This is a genomic window from Xanthobacter versatilis (assembly GCF_043193975.1).
In the GTDB taxonomy this organism is placed as follows: Bacteria; Pseudomonadota; Alphaproteobacteria; order Rhizobiales; family Xanthobacteraceae; genus Xanthobacter; species Xanthobacter autotrophicus_E.
Map to the genome: position 1 here is coordinate 213260 of NZ_JBAFVB010000001.1, position 16430 is coordinate 229689.

16 protein-coding genes are annotated in these 16430 nt (G+C 69.0%); 8 read left to right on the forward strand and 8 right to left on the reverse strand.

What is annotated here, in order from left to right:
• Positions 1–15: 15 nt before the first annotated feature.
• The 6 genes from bioB to pcaF form a co-directional block, all read right to left on the reverse strand.
• Positions 16–1053 (reverse strand): biotin synthase BioB, encoded by a 1038-nt coding sequence (gene bioB / locus V5F66_RS00860; protein WP_012113135.1) that lies wholly within the window; start codon positions 1051–1053, stop codon positions 16–18.
• 97 nt (positions 1054–1150) lie between these two features.
• Positions 1151–1951 (reverse strand): 3-oxoadipate enol-lactonase, encoded by an 801-nt coding sequence (gene pcaD, locus V5F66_RS00865; protein WP_394006328.1) that lies wholly within the window; start codon positions 1949–1951, stop codon positions 1151–1153.
• 165 nt (positions 1952–2116) lie between these two features.
• The gene (locus tag V5F66_RS00870; RefSeq protein WP_012113137.1) at positions 2117–2770 is read right to left on the reverse strand and encodes a 3-oxoacid CoA-transferase subunit B; all 654 of its coding nucleotides are present in this window, start codon (positions 2768–2770) and stop codon (positions 2117–2119) included.
• Positions 2767–3441 (reverse strand): 3-oxoacid CoA-transferase subunit A, encoded by a 675-nt coding sequence (locus tag V5F66_RS00875; RefSeq protein WP_445329419.1) that lies wholly within the window; start codon positions 3439–3441, stop codon positions 2767–2769. Before V5F66_RS00875 ends, V5F66_RS00870 begins: the two co-directional genes overlap by 4 nt.
• A 14-nt stretch (positions 3442–3455) precedes the next feature.
• Complete coding sequence (catC, locus tag V5F66_RS00880; RefSeq protein WP_012113139.1) at positions 3456–3731, reverse strand: muconolactone Delta-isomerase; 276 nt, start codon at positions 3729–3731, stop codon at positions 3456–3458.
• A 38-nt stretch (positions 3732–3769) separates the two neighbouring features.
• The gene (gene pcaF / locus V5F66_RS00885; RefSeq protein ID WP_394093003.1) at positions 3770–4975 is read right to left on the reverse strand and encodes a 3-oxoadipyl-CoA thiolase; all 1206 of its coding nucleotides are present in this window, start codon (positions 4973–4975) and stop codon (positions 3770–3772) included.
• A 275-nt stretch (positions 4976–5250) separates the two neighbouring features.
• Here pcaF and V5F66_RS00890 point away from each other — a divergent pair, with 275 nt between their 5' ends.
• Positions 5251–6027 (forward strand): IclR family transcriptional regulator, encoded by a 777-nt coding sequence (locus V5F66_RS00890; protein WP_394093004.1) that lies wholly within the window; start codon positions 5251–5253, stop codon positions 6025–6027.
• A gap of 217 nt (positions 6028–6244) precedes the next feature.
• On the forward strand, positions 6245–6658 hold the full coding sequence (locus V5F66_RS00895) for a DUF2147 domain-containing protein (protein ID WP_394093005.1): 414 nt from the start codon (positions 6245–6247) through the stop codon (positions 6656–6658).
• Positions 6659–6726: 68 nt separating this feature from the next.
• Here V5F66_RS00895 and V5F66_RS00900 read toward each other — a convergent pair whose 3' ends face one another.
• The gene (locus tag V5F66_RS00900) at positions 6727–7782 is read right to left on the reverse strand and encodes an aldo/keto reductase (protein WP_394003347.1); all 1056 of its coding nucleotides are present in this window, start codon (positions 7780–7782) and stop codon (positions 6727–6729) included.
• A gap of 443 nt (positions 7783–8225) precedes the next feature.
• Between V5F66_RS00900 and V5F66_RS00905 the strand changes: the two genes are divergently transcribed.
• The 5 genes from V5F66_RS00905 to V5F66_RS00925 all read left to right on the forward strand — a co-directional run bounded on the left by V5F66_RS00905 (position 8226) and on the right by V5F66_RS00925 (position 14195).
• Positions 8226–9587 (forward strand): LLM class flavin-dependent oxidoreductase, encoded by a 1362-nt coding sequence (locus V5F66_RS00905; RefSeq protein ID WP_394093006.1) that lies wholly within the window; start codon positions 8226–8228, stop codon positions 9585–9587.
• Between the two features lie 87 nt (positions 9588–9674).
• Positions 9675–10520: a MetQ/NlpA family ABC transporter substrate-binding protein gene (locus V5F66_RS00910; RefSeq protein ID WP_394093007.1), complete on the forward strand. Its 846-nt coding sequence runs from the start codon at positions 9675–9677 to the stop codon at positions 10518–10520.
• A 61-nt stretch (positions 10521–10581) separates the two neighbouring features.
• Entirely contained in the window at positions 10582–11796 is a 1215-nt protein-coding gene (locus tag V5F66_RS00915) for an acyl-CoA dehydrogenase family protein (RefSeq protein ID WP_394093008.1), read from the forward strand.
• 17 nt (positions 11797–11813) lie between these two features.
• On the forward strand, positions 11814–13220 hold the full coding sequence (locus V5F66_RS00920) for an LLM class flavin-dependent oxidoreductase (RefSeq protein WP_394093009.1): 1407 nt from the start codon (positions 11814–11816) through the stop codon (positions 13218–13220).
• A 114-nt stretch (positions 13221–13334) separates the two neighbouring features.
• On the forward strand, positions 13335–14195 hold the full coding sequence (locus V5F66_RS00925; RefSeq protein ID WP_394093010.1) for an NADPH-dependent oxidoreductase: 861 nt from the start codon (positions 13335–13337) through the stop codon (positions 14193–14195).
• A 19-nt stretch (positions 14196–14214) separates the two neighbouring features.
• Here the strand turns inward: V5F66_RS00925 and V5F66_RS00930 are convergent, their stop codons facing one another.
• Positions 14215–15147 (reverse strand): LysR family transcriptional regulator, encoded by a 933-nt coding sequence (locus V5F66_RS00930; RefSeq protein WP_012113149.1) that lies wholly within the window; start codon positions 15145–15147, stop codon positions 14215–14217.
• A 66-nt stretch (positions 15148–15213) separates the two neighbouring features.
• Here V5F66_RS00930 and V5F66_RS00935 point away from each other — a divergent pair, with 66 nt between their 5' ends.
• Positions 15214–16404 carry a muconate/chloromuconate family cycloisomerase gene (locus V5F66_RS00935; protein ID WP_394093011.1) on the forward strand — a complete coding sequence of 397 codons (1191 nt, stop codon included), beginning with the start codon at positions 15214–15216 and terminating at the stop codon, positions 16402–16404.
• Positions 16405–16430 lie beyond the last annotated feature (26 nt).

Sequence of the window (16430 nt, forward strand, 5' to 3'; positions counted from 1 at the left end):
GGCCGTCGCGCGCCCTCACTCCGCGGCGGAGCGCATCTCCGTGGCGGCGGGGGCGGCGGCGCGGATGCCGAGGCGGGCGAACAGCGCCGCGTCCTTGTCCCGCTCCGGGTTGGCGGTGGTGAGCAGCACGTCGCCGGTGAAGATGGAATTGGCCCCGGCGAGGAAGCAGAGGGCCTGCATCTCGTCGCTCATGGCGTCCCGGCCGGCGGAGAGGCGCACGATGCTCTGCGGCATCAGAAGGCGCGCCAGCGCGATCAGGCGCACGAAGGCGATGGGGTCCGGCTTGTCGGCCTTGCCCATCACCGGGGTGCCCTCGATCTCATTCCACATGTTGATCGGCACGCTCTCGGGATGGGGATCGAGGGTGGCGAGCACCAGCAGCATGGCGATGCGGTCGTCCACGCTCTCGCCCATGCCGACGATGCCGCCGGTGCACAGCCGGATGCCGCCCGCCCGCACCGAGGCGAGGGTGTCGAGGCGGTCGTCCATAGTCCGGGTGGTGACGATCTCGGGATAGAAGGCGGGCGAGGTGTCGATGTTGTGGTTGTAATAGTCGAGGCCGGCGGCGCCGAGGCGGGTCACCTGATCGGGGGTGAGCATGCCCAGGGTCACGCAGGCTTCAAGGCCCATGGCCTTCACGCCCGAGATCATTGCGCAGACGGCGTCGAGGTCGCGATCCTTGGGGCTGCGCCAGGCGGCGCCCATGCAGAAGCGGGTGGCGCCGCCGTCCTTGGCCTTCTGGGCCTGCGACAGCACCTCTTCCACGCCCATGAGCTTGGTGGCCTTCAGGCCGGTCTCGTGGTGGGCGCTCTGGGAGCAGTAGCCGCAATCCTCGGCGCAGCCGCCGGTCTTGATGGAGAGCAGCGTCGCCGTCTCCACCGTGGTGGGATCGAAGTGGCGGCGGTGCACGCTCTGGGCGCGGAACATCAGCTCGGGGAAGGGCAGGTCGTAGAGCGCACGGGCCTCGGCCTCGGTCCAGTCGGAGCGCAGCAGGCTCCCCTCCGCCGCGCGGGCGGTTCCGGTCCCGGTGGTCGTGCCGGTGCTCGTGGTCATGCGTTGCTCCTGAGGTTTCCCCGATCTGGGCCCAAGGATTACGCCGCAACGCACACCGGGCGCAATCCTCCCCTTGTCGGTCCTTCAGGCCCGGGCTTCAGGCCGCGGTCAGGAACGGCACCAGCAGGCGGGTGAGGGCTGCGGGCTGCTCCACGCAGGGGATGTGGGAGGCGTCCGCGATCACCTCCAGCCGGGCGCCGGGGATGGCCGCGGCCAGCGCCTGCGCGGAGGCGGGGGGCGTCGCCGGGTCCTGGTCGCCGACGATGACGAGGGTGGGGGCGGTGATGGTGGCCGCCGCTGCCCTGAGGTCCGCGTCGCGCACCGCCATGGCGCAGCCGAGATAGCCGTCCAGCGTGGTACGGGCCACCATGTTGGCATAGCCGCGCATGAGCTGCGGCGCCTTCTCCCGGAAAGCGTCTGTGAACCAGCGGCCCATCACCCCCGGCGCGATGGCGGCGAGGCCGTCGCGGCGGATGCCGGCGATGCGCTCGTCCCAAACCGAGGCCGGGCCGATGAGGGCCGAGGTGTCGCACAGCACCAGCCGGTCCACGCGGGTCGGTGCCGTCGCGGCCAGATGCTGGGCCACCATGCCGCCGATGGAGAGGCCGCATACGTGGACCTTTTCGATGCCAAGGGCATCCAGCAGCGCCAGCGCATCGGCGGCGAGCAGGGGGATGGAATAGCCGGCGTTCTCGGCAGGCAGGGGCGTCGCGTCGGTGAGGCCGTGGCCGCGCATGTCGTAGCGCAGCACCCGGAAGGTGGCCGCAAGCTCGGCCATCACCGGGTCCCACACATGGAAGCTGGTGCCCAGCGAATTGGCGAGCAGCAGCACGGGGGCACCCTCGGGGCCTTCGAGGGCGTAGTGGGTGGTGATCTCTCCGGCGGCGATGAAGGGCATCCGGCGGTCTCCGGCTGGAAGGGGCGCCGCGCCGGCTGGCGGGGCAAATCGGGGACGAGGAAAGCCGCCCGGTCGCCCCGGCGCAAGGGGCGGGCTGTGCGACGCAATGGGCGGGCACGGGGGCGTCGGGCAAGGCGCGGCCGGGTCGTCCCCGGCCACGCAGGGTCAGCTGGCGCGGATCTCGATGCCGGCGCGCGCGTTCAGCGCCTCGAGGCTCAGGCCCGGCGGAAGCTGGCGGGCCACGAAGCCCTCGGGGGTGATGTCGATCACCCCGTGGTCGGTATAGACGCGGGAGACGCAGCCGAGGCCGGTGAGCGGGTAGGTGCAGTGCGCCACCAGCTTGGATTCGCCCTTCTTGGTGAGCAGCTCCATCATCACGAACACGTTGCGGGCGCCCACCGCGAGGTCCATGGCGCCGCCCACGGCGGGGATGGCGTTGGGATCGTTGGTGGCCCAGTTGGCGAGATCGCCGTTCACCGCCACCTGGAAGGCGCCGAGGATGGCGATGTCCAGATGCCCGCCGCGCATCATGGCGAACGACAGGCTGTGGTCGAAGAAGGCGCCGCCTTCCAGCAGCGTCACCGGCTGCTTGCCGGCGTTGATGAGGTCGTAGTCCACCTCGTTCGGCGAGGGCTTGGGCCCCATGCCGAGGATGCCGTTCTCGCTGTGGAGCAGGATTTCCTTGTCCTGGGGCAGGAAGTCCGCAACCAGCTCGGGCATGCCGATGCCGATGTTGACGATGGCGCCGTCCGGAATGTCGGCGGCGATGCGCTGCGCCATCTCGGCGCGCGTCCAGGGCGTGAAGGCGATGTCGCTCATTGGGCGGCTCCCGTGCCGATGGCCACGACGCGGTCCACGAACACGCCGGGGGTGACGATGTCTTCCGGATCGAGCGTCCCGAGGGGAACGATGTCCTCCACCTGCGCCACGGTGATGGTGGCCGCGGTGGCCATGACCGGACCGAAGTTGCGCGCGGTCTTGCGATAGGTGAGGTTGCCCCAGCGATCGCCGCGCCGGGCCTTGATGAGGGCGAAATCGGCCTTCAGCGGATATTCCAGCACATAGTTGCGCCCGTCGATCTGCCGCGTCTCCTTGCCGGCCGCGATGGGGGTGCCGTAGCCGGTGGGGGTGAAGAAGGCGCCGATGCCGGCGCCGCCGGCGCGGATGCGCTCCACCAGATTGCCCTGGGGCACCAGTTCCAGCTCCAGGTTGCCCTCGCGATAGAGCTTGTCGAACACAAACGAGTCGGCCTGGCGGGGGAAGGAGCACACCACCTTCTTCACCAGCCCCGCCGCCAGCAGGGCGGCCAGCCCGGTGGTGCCGTTGCCGGCATTGTTGGAGATGATGGTGAGGTCCTTCGGCGCGCGGGCGATCACCGCCTCGATCAGCTCGTGGGGCATGCCGGCGCCGCCGAAGCCGCCCACCAGCAGGGTCGCCCCGTCCGGAATGTCGGCGACGCAGCTTTGCGTGTCGGGCCTGGTCTTGTCGATCATGGGCGGGCTCCTCAGATCGCCGACGGATGGCGTGCCAGCGCCGTCACAGTGATGTCCATGAAGGGGAAGAGCGGCAGGGAGGAGAGCAGGGTGTGCAACTCGTCCACGCTCTCCACGTCGAAGATGGAGATGTTGGAATAGCGCCCGGCGACGCGCCACAGATGCACCCACTTGCCCTGCCGCTGCAGGTCCTGGGCATAGGCCTTCTCCGCCGCCTTGATGGCGTCGGCCTTCTCGACCGGAAAATCGTGCGGGATCTTCACGGTCATCTCGACATGGAACAGCATGGCGGTGCGCTCTTCTTGAAAAGGGGGGTGGGCGGGCGTCACACCCGCTCGATGATGGTGGCGATGCCCTGGCCGACGCCGATGCACATGGTGGCGAGGGCGTAGCGCCCGCCGGTGCGGTGGAGCTGGTAGAGCGCGGTGGTGATGAGCCGCGCCCCCGACATGCCGAGCGGATGGCCAAGGGCGATGGCGCCGCCGTTGGGGTTCACATGGGCGGCGTCATCCGGCAGGCCGAGGTCGGCGAGCACGGCGCAGGCCTGCGCGGCAAACGCCTCGTTCAGCTCGATCACGTCCATGTCGGCAAGTGTGAGGCCGGCCTTCTCCAGCACCTTGCGGGTGGCGGGGGCAGGCCCCATGCCCATGATGCGCGGCGGCACGCCGGCGGTGGCCATGGCGATGACGCGCCCGCGCGGGGTGAGGCCGTGCTTCTCCACCCCGGCGGCGGAGGCCAGCAGCAGGGCGGCCGCGCCGTCATTGACGCCGGAGGCGTTGCCGGCGGTCACGGTGCCGCCGGGCTTCACCACGCCCTTGAGGCGGGCGAGGTCTTCCAGCTTGGTGTCGGGGCGCATGTGCTCGTCGCGCTCGAACAGCTTGGGGTCGCCCTTGCGCTGGGGGATGCTCACCGCCACGATCTCGTCGGCGAAGCGGCCGGCGGCCCAGGCCTCGGCGGCGCGGCGCTGGCTTTCCAGCGCGAAGGCGTCCTGCCGGGCGCGGCTGATCTGGAAATCCTCCGCCACGTTCTCGGCGGTCTCGGGCATGGAATCGACCCCGTGCAGGGCCTTCATGGCCGGGTTCACGAAGCGCCAGCCGATGGTGGTGTCCTCGATCTTGGCGGCGCGGGAGAAGGCGCTGTCGGCTTTGCCCATGACGAAGGGGGCGCGGCTCATGCTCTCGACGCCGCCGGCGATCATGAGGTCGGTCTCGCCGGCCTTGATGGCGCGGGCGGCAGTGCCCACCGCATCCATGCCCGAGCCGCACAGCCGATTGATGGTGGAGCCGGGCACCTCGATGGGCAGGCCGGAGAGCAGGGCGCCCATGCGGGCCACGTTGCGGTTGTCCTCGCCGGCCTGGTTGGCGCAGCCGAAGATCACGTCCTCCACCTGAGCCGCATCGAGGCCGGGGCTGCGCGCGGCGAGGGCGCGGATCACGTGGGCCGCCAGGTCGTCCGGCCGCACCGAGGCCAGCGCGCCGGCATAGCGCCCGATGGGCGTGCGCACCGCGTCACAGATGAAGGCGTCGCTCATCGCTTCCTCATTTGTTCGTAATACGAACTTAAGTTCGCAAAATTGATAGGGGCGCGCGCAGGTGCGCGTCAAGGGGAATTTGCGTGAGGTTCGGACGACGGCCTTGCAATCCGGCCTTCTGGGCCGCAAGCCCGCAGGAGGCGGCGGGACCCTCTCGCCGAACCCTTCCAGCTTTCGAGAGCGTCCGACGGCCTCAATCTTGTGCGCAATACGAACAAATGCTACATCCGGTCCGGCGACGCATTGCGCAACGCGCGTCGCATCGGGGAGGGCGGATGACCAAGGTGCAGGCGAGCGAGGACAAGGACTATGTGCAGTCCCTGGTGCGCGGGCTGGAGGTGATCCGCACCTTCAGCCGCTACAAGCCGCGCATGACCCTGACCGAGGTGGCCGAGCAGACCGGAATGACCCGTGCCACCGCGCGCCGTTTCCTGCTCACCCTGGTGCGGGAGGAATATGCCGAGACCGACGGCAAGTATTTCGCCCTGCGTCCCAAAGTATTGGACCTCGGCTTTGCCTATCTCTCCTCGCTGCCGATCTGGGAGGTGGCCCAACCCATCATGCGCGACGTGGTGAATGCGCTGCACGAATCCTGCTCGCTGGCGGTGCTGGACGGCCTCGACATCGTCTATGTGGCGCGGGTGCCCACCGAGCGGGTGATGACCATCGGCCTGTCCATCGGCTCGCGCCTGCCGGCCTATTGCAGTTCCATGGGCCGCACCCTGCTGGCCGGCCTGCCACCGGCGGAGCTGGCGGCCTATTACGACCGGGTGAAGATCGAGCGGCGCACCGAGCGCACGGTGGCCAACATGGTGGCCCTGAAGGACGCCATCGAGACCTCCCGCCGGCAGGGCTGGACCCTGGTGGACCAGGAGCTGGAAATGGGCCTGCGCTCCATCGCAGCGCCGGTGAAGAACCGCCGCTCGGAGGTGCTGGCCGCGCTCAATGTCAGCACCCACGAGGGGCGCACCTCCCTCGAGACCATCAAGACGCGCTTCCTGCCGGTGCTGCTCGATGCCGCCCAGCGCATCTCGGCCGCGCTACCGCAATAGAGGTAATATCGTCTGTATAGTCCGGAACCGGCGCAACTATTCCGGCGATCGGCGCCAGATTACGCAGCGTAATATATGTCGGGCACGCCAGCTTATCCCGGTTTTCAGGTGGGATCTTGTGCCTACGCGCATGGTCCGGGCAGGGGCGCCATGGTATCAGCGCGCCGGCGCAGCGTGCTTCACCTGCGTCGGGCTCCTGGCTTGAAGTGGACGGAAAATGAAAATCTCTGTGTCCGACCGTGCGCGGTCCCTGCGGGTTGCCGCGCTTGCGGCGGCGACCGGCGCGGGTCTTCTCTCTCTGGCGACGGCGGGTGCCGCTGAGGCTGCCGACGCGCTCGGCAAGTTCACGCGGCCGTCCACCGGCACGGTGGTGAATTTCTACGACTGCGGCGGCAAGCTCTGCGGCAAGATCATCTCGGTGACCAATCCCAAGTTCCAGTCGACCGTGGGCCAGCTCATCGTCAACGGCGCCGAATCCGTCGGTTCCGGCAAGTGGAAGGGCAATCTGTTCGATCCCGATACCAACAAGACCTACAAGGGTTCCATGACCCTCGCCGGCGACGGCCTCAGGCTGGAAGGCTGCGTGGCCGCGGTGCTGTGCAGCGGCGAAACCTGGCGCCGGACCAACTGAGGTTCTGAGAGCCGGCGCGGTGACCATGGGTCCCGCGCCGGAAGCGCCTCGCGCGACTACCCCGCCCCTCAGGGGGCCGGGCTGCCGTGGAGCTGGAACACCGCGTTCACCCGGGCCTCGATCTCCGGGGTGATGACCACGTCGAGGGTGGCGAGGGTCTCCTCCAGCTGCGCCATGGACGTAGCGCCGATGATGTTGGAGGTCACGAACGGCCGGCTGGTCACCCACGCCTGCGCCAGTTGCACCGCCGTCAGGCCAAGGTCCGCCGCCAGCGCCAGATAGGCCTTGATGGCCGCGTCAACGCCGGGCTTCTGGTAGCGCTGGCCGCGATCGAACAGGGTGGAGCGGGCACCGGCCGGGCGCGCGCCGTCCAGATACTTGCCGGTGAGATAGCCCTGCGCCAGGGGCGAATAGGCGAGCAGGCCCACATCCTCCCGCGCGGCGAATTCTGCGAGGCCCACCTCATACTCCCGGTTGAGGAGATGGTACGCGTTCTGCACCGAGGCGACGCGCGGCCCGCCGCCGGTGTCCGCCGCCTTGAGAAAGCGGTGGAGGCCCCAGGGCGTCTCGTTGGACAGGCCGATATGGCGCACCTTGCCCGCGCTCACCAGATCGGCGAGCGCCCCCAGCGTCTCCTCGATGGGCACTTCCGGACCATCGCCCGTGCTGCTTGTGATGGCCGAGGCCGGGTTGCCGAACAGGGGCACGGCGCGGTCGGGCCAGTGCAGCTGGTAGAGGTCCACGTAATCGGTCTGCAGCCGCTTCAGCGACCCCTCGATGGCATAGGTGATGTTCTTCGCATCGAGCCGGGTCTTGGCGCCGTTCTCGCGCAGCCAGGTGTTGTCGGTGCGGCCGGACACCTTGGTGGCGAGGACCACCTTGTCGCGCCCGCCGCGGGACTTCAGCCAAGTGCCGATGATGCGTTCCGTGGAGCCCTGGGTCTCCGGCCGGGGCGGGATGGAATACATCTCCGCGGTGTCAATCAGGTTGATGCCTATGTCGCGGGCGCGGTCGAGCTGGGCGTGGCCCTCGGCTTCGGTGTTCTGCTGGCCGAAGGTCATGGTGCCAAGCGAGATGGACGACACCGAAAGGCCGGTGCGCCCGAGGGGGCGATAATCGAGCATGAAGGGCAATGCTCCGGGGGACGGGCAAGGGAGGGGAGGGCAGAAAAGACCCTGAGGCGGGCGTCCGTCAACGGGAGGAGAGGTAAGGACAGCCCAGCGGGTCGGGGCGTCTCTATAAATCAACTTAAACCATCGACTAAATCAAAAAATGATTGACGGGGCGTCCGGCGCGCCTATCGTGGAGGGCGAAGACGCACCGCGATGGAGGTCCAGATGAGCTGCGCCTGCTGTTTGCTCTGACGGTCCCGTGACCGGCGCCGTCGCCCGTTCAGGCTTGCCGCGGGCCGTGTCCCGCGCCCTGCGCCGGCGGGTGCCTCCCAGGTCGGGGCGCGCGCCTCCCACGTCCGAACAAGTTCTGCCCCGTCACACGCCGCACGTGATCCCGCAGGGGAGGCACGCGGTGAGAACGTGATCCCGTGCGGGGATCGCGAGGAGATGAGTCCATGGCCCTAGTTGAGACGTCGCCCGGACGACAGCTTGTCCTCAACCTGTTCATCTATCCCGGCGGCCATCACGAGGCCGGCTGGCGCTATCCCGGCGCGAGCCCCGAGCGGCTCTTGGACATCACCTATTACCAGGACCTCGCCCGCTCTGCGGAAGCCGCCAAGCTCGACGCGGTGTTCTTCGCCGACGGGCCGGCGCAGGTGGACAACATCCGCTTCGCCTCGCGCTTCCGCATCGAGCCGCTGACCTGGCTTGCGGCCATCGCGGCGGCCACCACCCATATCGGCCTCATCGGCACCGCCTCCACCACCTATTACGAGCCCTATAACCTCGCCCGGCTCTATGCCTCCCTCGACCACCTCTCCGGTGGGCGCGCGGGCTGGAACATCGTCACCACCGCCGTGCCGCAGGCCAGCGGCAATTTCGGCCTCGCCGAGACCCCGACCCACGCTGAGCGCTATGCCCGCGCCGCCGAGTTCGTGGACGTGGTGACCAAGCTCTGGGACAGCTGGGAGGATGACGCCCTCGTCGCCGATCCCATCTCCGGCGTATTCGCGGACGATGCCAGGATCCACCCCATCGAGCATGTGGGCCGGCACTTCCGGGTGAAGGGTGCGCTCAACACCCCGCGCAGCCCGCAGGGCCGCCCGGTCTATGTGCAGGCCGGCTCATCCGACGACGGCCGCTCCTTCGCCGCGCGCTATGCGGAAGCCATCTTCACCGCCCACCAGACCGTGGAGAGCGCGCAGGCCTTCTATGCCGACATCAAGAAGCAGGCGCAGTCGCTGGGCCGCAACCCGGACCATGTGAAGATCCTGCCCGGCATCAGCCCCTATATCGGCTCCACCGAGGCCGAGGCGAAGCGGCTGTACGACGAGGTCAACGACCTGATCCAGCCGGCCTATTCCATCACCCAGCTCAAGCAGATCACCGGCGTGGACTTCACCGGCCATCCGCTGGACGGCGTGGTGTCGCTGGACGCCTTCGCCGATGCCGGCCCCGCCCGCACCGTGGCGAGCCGCTTCCAGCTGGTGGTGGACATCGTCAAGCGCGAGAAGCCGACCCTGCGCCAGCTCATCGACCGCCTCGCCGGCGCCCGCGGCCATTATGTGGTGGTGGGCACGCCGGAGAAGATCGCCGACGAGATCCAGCTCTGGTTCGAGAAGGGCGCGGCCGACGGCTTCAACGTGATGCCACCCTGGTTCCGCGGCGGCTTCGACCTGTTCACCTCCCAGGTGGTGCCGATCCTGCGCAAGCGCGGCCTGTTCCGCAGCCAATACTCGGGAAAGACCCTGCGCGAGCACTACGGCCTGCCGCGCCCGGAGAGCCTTTACGCCAGTGAGGCCCGCGCCACGGCGTGATCCGCCGGCCGCGCCAAGCCTTTCTCTTCACTCGTCCATTCACTTGCCGGGCCGGCTGCGGATGCCGGCCCCGACACGGATCGACCCATGACTGTTCTGTCCCGCTCCCGCTTCCTCGCTCTGGCTTTCTCGGGGGCCTTCTCCGGGCTCGCCCTTCTCTGCCTCGGTGCCGGGGCGCAGGCCCAGACGCCGGCTCCGGCGGCCGACAAGCCGCTGAAGGTGGGCGTCTCCGCCGGTCCCTACGGCGATGTCCTGCGCGAGGCGGCGCGGCTCTCCGAGAAGCAGGGGGTGAAGGCGGAGATCATCGAGTTCACCGACTGGAACCAGCCCAACGCGGCGCTCCAGGCCGGCGACATCGACCTCAACAATTTCCAGAACCGGCCGTACCTCGCCAACCAGATCAAGACCCGCAACTACCAGATCGTGGCCCTCGACGAATCCCTCCTGGTGCCGGCGGGCATCTATTCGAAGACTTACACCAGCGCCGCCGACATTCCCGCGGGCGCCAAGATCGCCATTCCCAACGACCCCACCAATGGCGGGCGCGCCCTGCTGCTGTTCCAGAAAGCCGGGCTCATCAAGCTCAAGCCGGGCACGGGCCTTTATGCCAGTGTGCTGGACGTGGCGGAGAACCCCAGGAAGCTCCAGATCGTAGAGATCGACGCCGCCCAGCTGCCGCGCTCGCTGGACGACGTGGCCGCCGCCTTCGTCTCTTCCAACTACGCCTATCTCGCCGGGCTCGATCTCAACAATGCGCTGGTGGCCGAGACCTCGGTCGAGGAGGCGAAGCCCTACTTCACCCTCGTCTTCGCCGCGCGGGAAGACCGCAAGGATGATCCGCGCATCGCCAAGTTCATCGAAGTCTACCGCTCGCAGCCGGTGAAGGACTTCACCCTCGCCAAGTTCAAGGGAAGCATCCTGCCCGCGTGGTGAGCGGCCGCGCCGAAAGGCACCCCCACCACCCCAGCAGGACAGCCGCCACAGGACGTTTGCCATGACCCGCCCTTCCGTCGTCACCTTCCCCGCCGCCCGTTCGGCCGCGAGCCCGGCGCCCCGCTTCGACGCCATCGCCGCCGCCGAGCGGGTGGCGCAAGCGCTGCTTCCGGACGCCGCCGCGCGCGACCGTCTCGGTGCCACCCCGCGCAAGGAACTGGAACTGCTGCGTGGCTCCGGCCTCCTGCCCCTGCTCAATCCGCAGGAGCACGGCGGGGGCGGCGGCAGCTTCACCGACGCGCTCCTGGCGGTGCGGGTGATCGGGCGGGCGGATGCCTCCATTGCCCAGCTGCTCGCCTACCATTATCTCCACCTCACCAACGCCTTGTGGCGGGCGGCGCCGGAGCAGAGCGCAGGGCTGTCGCGGGCCTCGGTGGCCGGCAACTGGTTCTGGGGCGGGGCCTCCAACCCGCGTGATCCGGAATCAAAGCTCACCCCGGTTAAGGACGGCTTCCGCCTCACCGGCCGCAAGACCTTTGCCTCCAACGCCGCGCTGGCCGACCGCATCACCCTGCGCGCCGAGCTGAACGACGGCTTCGCCGTGCTGGTGGTCCCCGGCGACCGGGAGGGCGTGACCCACGGCAACGACTGGGATGCCTTCGGCCAGCGCCTGTCGGAGAGCGGCACCATCACCTTTGCCGACGTGCATGTGGCCAGGGATGAGGTGCTGGGCGATCCCGCCGCCGCACCGCCGCCACGCACCAGCCTGGTGGTGCCGTTCCACCAGCTGCTCATCGTCAATTTTTACCTCGGCACCGCCGAGGGCGCCCTCGGCGAGGCCAACCGCTACATCCGCACCGTCTCGCGGCCGTGGCAGGCCTCGAACGTGGAGAAGGCGAGCCTCGATCCCTACATCCTTGAGCATTACGGCCTGCTCGACGTGGAGATTCGCGCTTCGCTTGCCCTCGCAGACGTGGCGGCGGAGCGGTTCGAGGCGGCCGCCGCGCGCGCCAACGACATCACGCTCGATGAGCGCAACGTCGCCGCCGGCGCCATCTATGCCGCCAAGGTGCATTCCAGCCGCACCGCGCTGGAGATCACCTCCAGGATCTTCGAGCTGATGGGCGCGCGGGCCACCGCCGGGCATTACGGTTTCGACCGCTTCTGGCGCAACATCCGCACCCACACCCTGCACGACCCCGTCGTCTACAAGGCGCGGGAAATGGGCAATTACGCGCTCAACGGCACCATCACCCCGACCCCGCTCTACAGCTGACCCGCAGGAGATACCCCATGAGCCGCAAGCGGGAGCTGCGCTTCAACGCCTTCAACATGGCCGCCCCCGGCCACACCTGGGCCGGCCTGTGGGCCCACCCGCGCGACAAGGCCATCGACTACAACAGCCTCGACTACTGGATCGAGCTGGCCCAGACCGCCGAGCGCGGCCTGCTCGACGGCATCTTCATCGCCGACGTGTTCGGCATCTATGACGTGTATGGCGGCACGCCGGACGCGGCCTTGCTCTCGGCCGCGCAGACGCCCCATATCGACCCGACCCTGGTGGTGCCGGTGATGGCGCAGGCGACGAAGCATATCGGCTTCGGCGTCACCGCCAACCTCACCTACGAGCACCCCTACCAGTTCGCCCGCCGCTTCTCGACCCTCGACCACCTCACCGGCGGGCGGGTGGGCTGGAACATCGTCACCGGTTATCTCGACAGCGGCGCCAAGGGCATGGGCCATGTGGCCAACCGCGCCCACGATGCCCGCTACGAGGCGGCGGAAGACTTCCTCGCGGCCGTCTACAAGCTATGGGAATCCAGCTGGGAAGATGGGGCGGTGCGCCGCGACCGGGCGGCGCGGGTGTTCACCGATCCGGCCAAGGTCCACCGCATCCATCACGACGGGCCTTACTATCAGGTCGATGGCATCCACCTCGCCGAGCCCTCGCCCCAGCGCACGCCGGTGCTCTACCAGGCCGGCGCCTCCGATCGTGGGCGGCTGTTCGCGGCGAAGCACTCCGAGGGCATCTTCCTCAACGGACAGACCCGGCCGATCCTTGCTGAATCCGTACGCGCGATCCGGCAGGCGGCGCAGTCCTTCGGCCGCGACCCCTACGACATCCGCATGTTCCCCGGCGCCACGGTGATCGTCGCGCCGACGCGGGCGGAGGCCCTCGATCGGCTCGCCGACTATGCGCAATATGTGCACACCGCCGGCCAGCTGGCGCTGCTCTCCGGCTGGACCGGGGTGGACCTCTCCAAGGTCGATCCGGACGATGCCATCTCTTATGTGAAGAGCAACGCCATCCAGTCCACGCTGGAAAACCTCACCTTGCGCAGTGCCGAGCCGCTGAAGGTGAAGGACCTCGCCACCCTCTCGGCCATCGGCGCCCGCGCGCCCTTCATCGTGGGATCGCCGAGCGAGGTGGCGGACGAGATCCTGTCCTGGGTGGAGGACACGGATATCGACGGCTTCAACCTGAACCGCCTCGTCTCCCACGAGACGCTGGCGGCCTTCGTGGATCTGGTGGTGCCCGAGCTTCAGGACCGTGGCGTCTACAAGACGGCTTACGCCGAAGGCCCCCTGCGCCAGAAGCTGTTCCCCGGCCGCGGCCCCACCCTTCCCGCTACCCACCCCGCCGCCGGCTTCCGGCGCGGAGCGCTCGCGCCGGCGGAGCCGGTGGCGGCCGGGGCCTGAGTGTCGGGAGACCGGTGCCGTCGGGCAAACGGTCTTGTTGCTTGAAGTTCGGCACGGGAACGGTTCAGCTTGCCGCACGCTGAACCGTTCCCGCCTCCGCATTATGGAGCTGTCATGTCTGCCACTCTGTCTGAGGCCCGCCCCGCGCCGGCCCCGTCCGCCGATGCCCGCGCCCTGCTGGAGGCCCGCTACGGTGCCGCCGAGGCGCCCGCCGGCATCCTGCTCAACGACACCATCGCCGCGCTGCTCTCCCACCGCACCGTGCGTGCCTTCTCCGACCGTCCCCTGCCGGAGGGGCTGATCGAGACGCTGGTGGCGGCGGCGCAGTCGGCGCCGTCCTCCTCCAACCTTCAGACCTTCAGCGTGGTGGCGGTGGAGAACCCCGCCACCAAGGCGCGCCTCGCCGAAGTGGCGGGCGGGCAGAAGCATGTGGTGGAAGCCCCGCTCGTGCTGGTCTGGCTCGCCGATCTCTCCCGCCTTGAGGAGATCGGCCGCCGCGCCGGGGCGCCCACCGATGCCCTGTCCTTCCTCGAAACCCTGTTCGTGGGCATCATCGATGCCGCTTTGGCGGCGCAGAATGCGCTGGTGGCGCTGGAATCCCTCGGCCTCGGCGGCGTTTATCTCGGCGCCCTGCGCAACAAGCCGGAGGTGGTCGCCGAGCTGCTGGGCCTGCCGCCCAACGTGGTGGGCGTGTTCGGCCTCGCCGTCGGCTATCCCGATCCGCAGCGCCCGGCGGATGTGAAGCCGCGCATCTCCCAGCGCCTCGTGCTCCACCGCGAGCGCTATGACGCCAGCCTGCCGCAGGCGGCGCTGGACCATTATGAGGACGCTCTGAAGGCGTTCCAGCACGGCCAGAATCTCCCCGAGGTGGGCTGGGCCAGCGTGGCGCTGGCCCGCGTACGCGGGGCGGAGTCCCTCAGCGGGCGCGACCGCATCCCGGAAGTGCTGAAGGCGCTCGGCTTCGGCCTGCGTTGAGGAGCGACCGGCGCCGCCGTCACGGCGGCAGGAGCCGGTTCTCCGACAGCTTCAGCCAGTCGGGCTGGTCGGCGTACATCTCGCGGATCAGCTGCTTGATGGCCTCGATGCGCCCGGACGCGTCATTGGCGCGGTAGCTCATGATGATGGGTGAGACCAGCTTCGGGTCGTCGAAATGGCGATAGGCCACGTCGTAGCTGCGCAGCCTTTGGGCGGAGGCGGGCACGATGGTGACGCCGTCGTCCGCCGCCACCAGCCCCAGCGCCATCTGCAGCTCGCGCACCTCGCGGATGGCGCGGGGGCGCACGTTGCGGTCGCCGAGCAGCACCAGCACCTCGTCGGCGAAGCTCGGGCGCGGCTCGGAGGGGTAGAGCACCAGCATCTCGTCTTCCAGCGTCGCGAGCGGCAGCGGGCCCTTGTGCGCCAGCTTGGGATGGTCGAGGGGCAGCGCCAGCACGAGGCGTTCCTCGCGCAAAGTGATGCGCTCGATGGCCGGGTCGGTGACGCGCACGCGACCGAAGCCGAGGTCGATGCGCCCCTCCTTCAGGGCGGCCACCTGCTGGGTGGAGCTCATTTCCTTCAGCTCGATCTCCATGTCCGGCCATAGCCGCCGCATGCGCCGGGCGAGGTCCGGCATGCCGCCATAGAGGGTGGAGGCCACGCACCCCACCACGAACAGGCTGCGCCCGGAGCGGCCGAGCTGGCGCGTGGTGTTGCGGATCTGGTCCATGCGGCCGATCATCTGCAGCGCCTGCTCGTAGAAGAAGCGCCCGGCCTCGGTGAGCTTCAGCGGCCGCTCCGAGCGGTCGATCAGCATCACCCCCAGCTCGTCCTCCAGCCCCTGGATCTGCCGGCTCAGGGGCGGCTGGGCGATGTGGAGCCGCTCCGCCGCGCGGGTGAAGTTGCGCTCCTGCGCCACGGCGACGAAATAGCGGAGCTGGCGGACATCCATGATACCCTCGAAGTATAATAGTTGACCAACTCGGTTTTGGATCCGCGCCGCGGCGCGCCGTAGAAAATGGGCATGACGATCCATGCCCCCCTCTCCAGACAAGCCCCCAGGATCGAGCGAGTCGAGACATTTCTCGTCGATCTGCCAACGATCCGGCCCCACAAGCTGTCGGTGGCGACCATGGAGGGGCAGACCCTGATGCTGGTCCGCCTCCACATGTCCGACGGCATGGTGGGGGTGGGCGAGGGCACCACCATCGCCGGCCTGGCCTACGGTCCGGAGAGCCCCGAAGGTATGAAGTTGACGATCGACGCCTATATGGCGCCGGTGTTGCTGGCCGCCGATCCCACCCGGATCCAGGCCACCATGGCGACCATCGGCAAGGTGGTGAAGGGCAATCATTTCGCCAAGTCCGCCGTCGAGACGGCCCTGTTCGACGCCCAGGGCAAAAGGAGCGGACTGCCGATTTCCGAGCTTCTGGGCGGGCGGGTGCGGGACCGCCTGCCGGTGGCCTGGACGCTGGCCTCCGGCGACACCGCCCGCGACATCGCCGAGGCCGAGGAGATGCTGGCGCGCCGCCGCCACCGCATCTTCAAGCTGAAGATCGGCCGCCACGCGGTGCGGGCGGACGTGGCGCACGTGGCCGCCATCAAGGCGGCGCTGGGCGAGCGGGCCAGCGTGCGCGTGGACGTGAACATGGCCTGGAGCGAGAGCGAAGCGGCCTATGGCCTGAGGGCGCTGGCCGATGCCGGCTGCGACCTGGTGGAGCAGCCGGTGGCCTCCGCCGAGGCGCTGGCCCGGCTCACCGCGCGGGGCGTGGTGCCGGTGATGGCGGACGAGATCCTGCAGGGTCCCGCCAGCGCGTTCGAGCTGGCCCGCATGCGCGCCGCCGATGTGTTCGCGGTGAAGATCGAGCAGTCCGGCGGCCTCATCGCCGCCGCCAACGTGGGTGCCATCGCCGATGCGGCGGGCATCGATCTGTATGGCGGCACCATGCTGGAAGGCGCGGTGTCCACCATCGCCGCCGCCCACCTGTTTTCCGTCTTCCCCCGCCTCGGCTTCGGCACCGAATTGTTCGGCCCGCTGCTCATCACCGAGGAGATCCTGGCCGAGCCCCTCGACTACAGCGACTTCTCGCTGGAGGTGCCCAGGGGGCCGGGCCTCGGCATCACCTTGGACGAGGAGCGCATCGCCCGCTTCCGCCGCGACGGCGCGCGCCGGACGCTGGTGCTCGCGGCAACCAAGGCCGGGAGCTGAGCCATGGCGCGCTCCCTCACATTCCC

Excerpts from the sequence above, each read along its gene's own strand:
- V5F66_RS00925 (WP_394093010.1), top strand. The coding sequence starts at position 13,335 with ATGTCTGCCACTCTGTCTGAGGCCCGCCCCGCGCCGGCCCCGTCCGCC.
- V5F66_RS00870 (WP_012113137.1), bottom strand. The coding sequence starts at position 2,770 with ATGAGCGACATCGCCTTCACGCCCTGGACGCGCGCCGAGATGGCGCAG.
- V5F66_RS00900 (WP_394003347.1), bottom strand. The coding sequence starts at position 7,782 with ATGCTCGATTATCGCCCCCTCGGGCGCACCGGCCTTTCGGTGTCGTCC.
- bioB (WP_012113135.1), bottom strand. The coding sequence starts at position 1,053 with ATGACCACGAGCACCGGCACGACCACCGGGACCGGAACCGCCCGCGCG.
- catC (WP_012113139.1), bottom strand. The coding sequence starts at position 3,731 with ATGCTGTTCCATGTCGAGATGACCGTGAAGATCCCGCACGATTTTCCG.
- V5F66_RS00935 (WP_394093011.1), top strand. The coding sequence starts at position 15,214 with ATGGGCATGACGATCCATGCCCCCCTCTCCAGACAAGCCCCCAGGATC.
- V5F66_RS00905 (WP_394093006.1), top strand. The coding sequence starts at position 8,226 with ATGGCCCTAGTTGAGACGTCGCCCGGACGACAGCTTGTCCTCAACCTG.
- pcaF (WP_394093003.1), bottom strand. The coding sequence starts at position 4,975 with ATGAGCGACGCCTTCATCTGTGACGCGGTGCGCACGCCCATCGGGCGC.
- V5F66_RS00930 (WP_012113149.1), bottom strand. The coding sequence starts at position 15,147 with ATGGATGTCCGCCAGCTCCGCTATTTCGTCGCCGTGGCGCAGGAGCGC.
- V5F66_RS00890 (WP_394093004.1), top strand. The coding sequence starts at position 5,251 with ATGACCAAGGTGCAGGCGAGCGAGGACAAGGACTATGTGCAGTCCCTG.
- V5F66_RS00895 (WP_394093005.1), top strand. The coding sequence starts at position 6,245 with ATGAAAATCTCTGTGTCCGACCGTGCGCGGTCCCTGCGGGTTGCCGCG.
- pcaD (WP_394006328.1), bottom strand. The coding sequence starts at position 1,951 with ATGCCCTTCATCGCCGCCGGAGAGATCACCACCCACTACGCCCTCGAA.
- V5F66_RS00920 (WP_394093009.1), top strand. The coding sequence starts at position 11,814 with ATGAGCCGCAAGCGGGAGCTGCGCTTCAACGCCTTCAACATGGCCGCC.
- V5F66_RS00910 (WP_394093007.1), top strand. The coding sequence starts at position 9,675 with ATGACTGTTCTGTCCCGCTCCCGCTTCCTCGCTCTGGCTTTCTCGGGG.
- V5F66_RS00915 (WP_394093008.1), top strand. The coding sequence starts at position 10,582 with ATGACCCGCCCTTCCGTCGTCACCTTCCCCGCCGCCCGTTCGGCCGCG.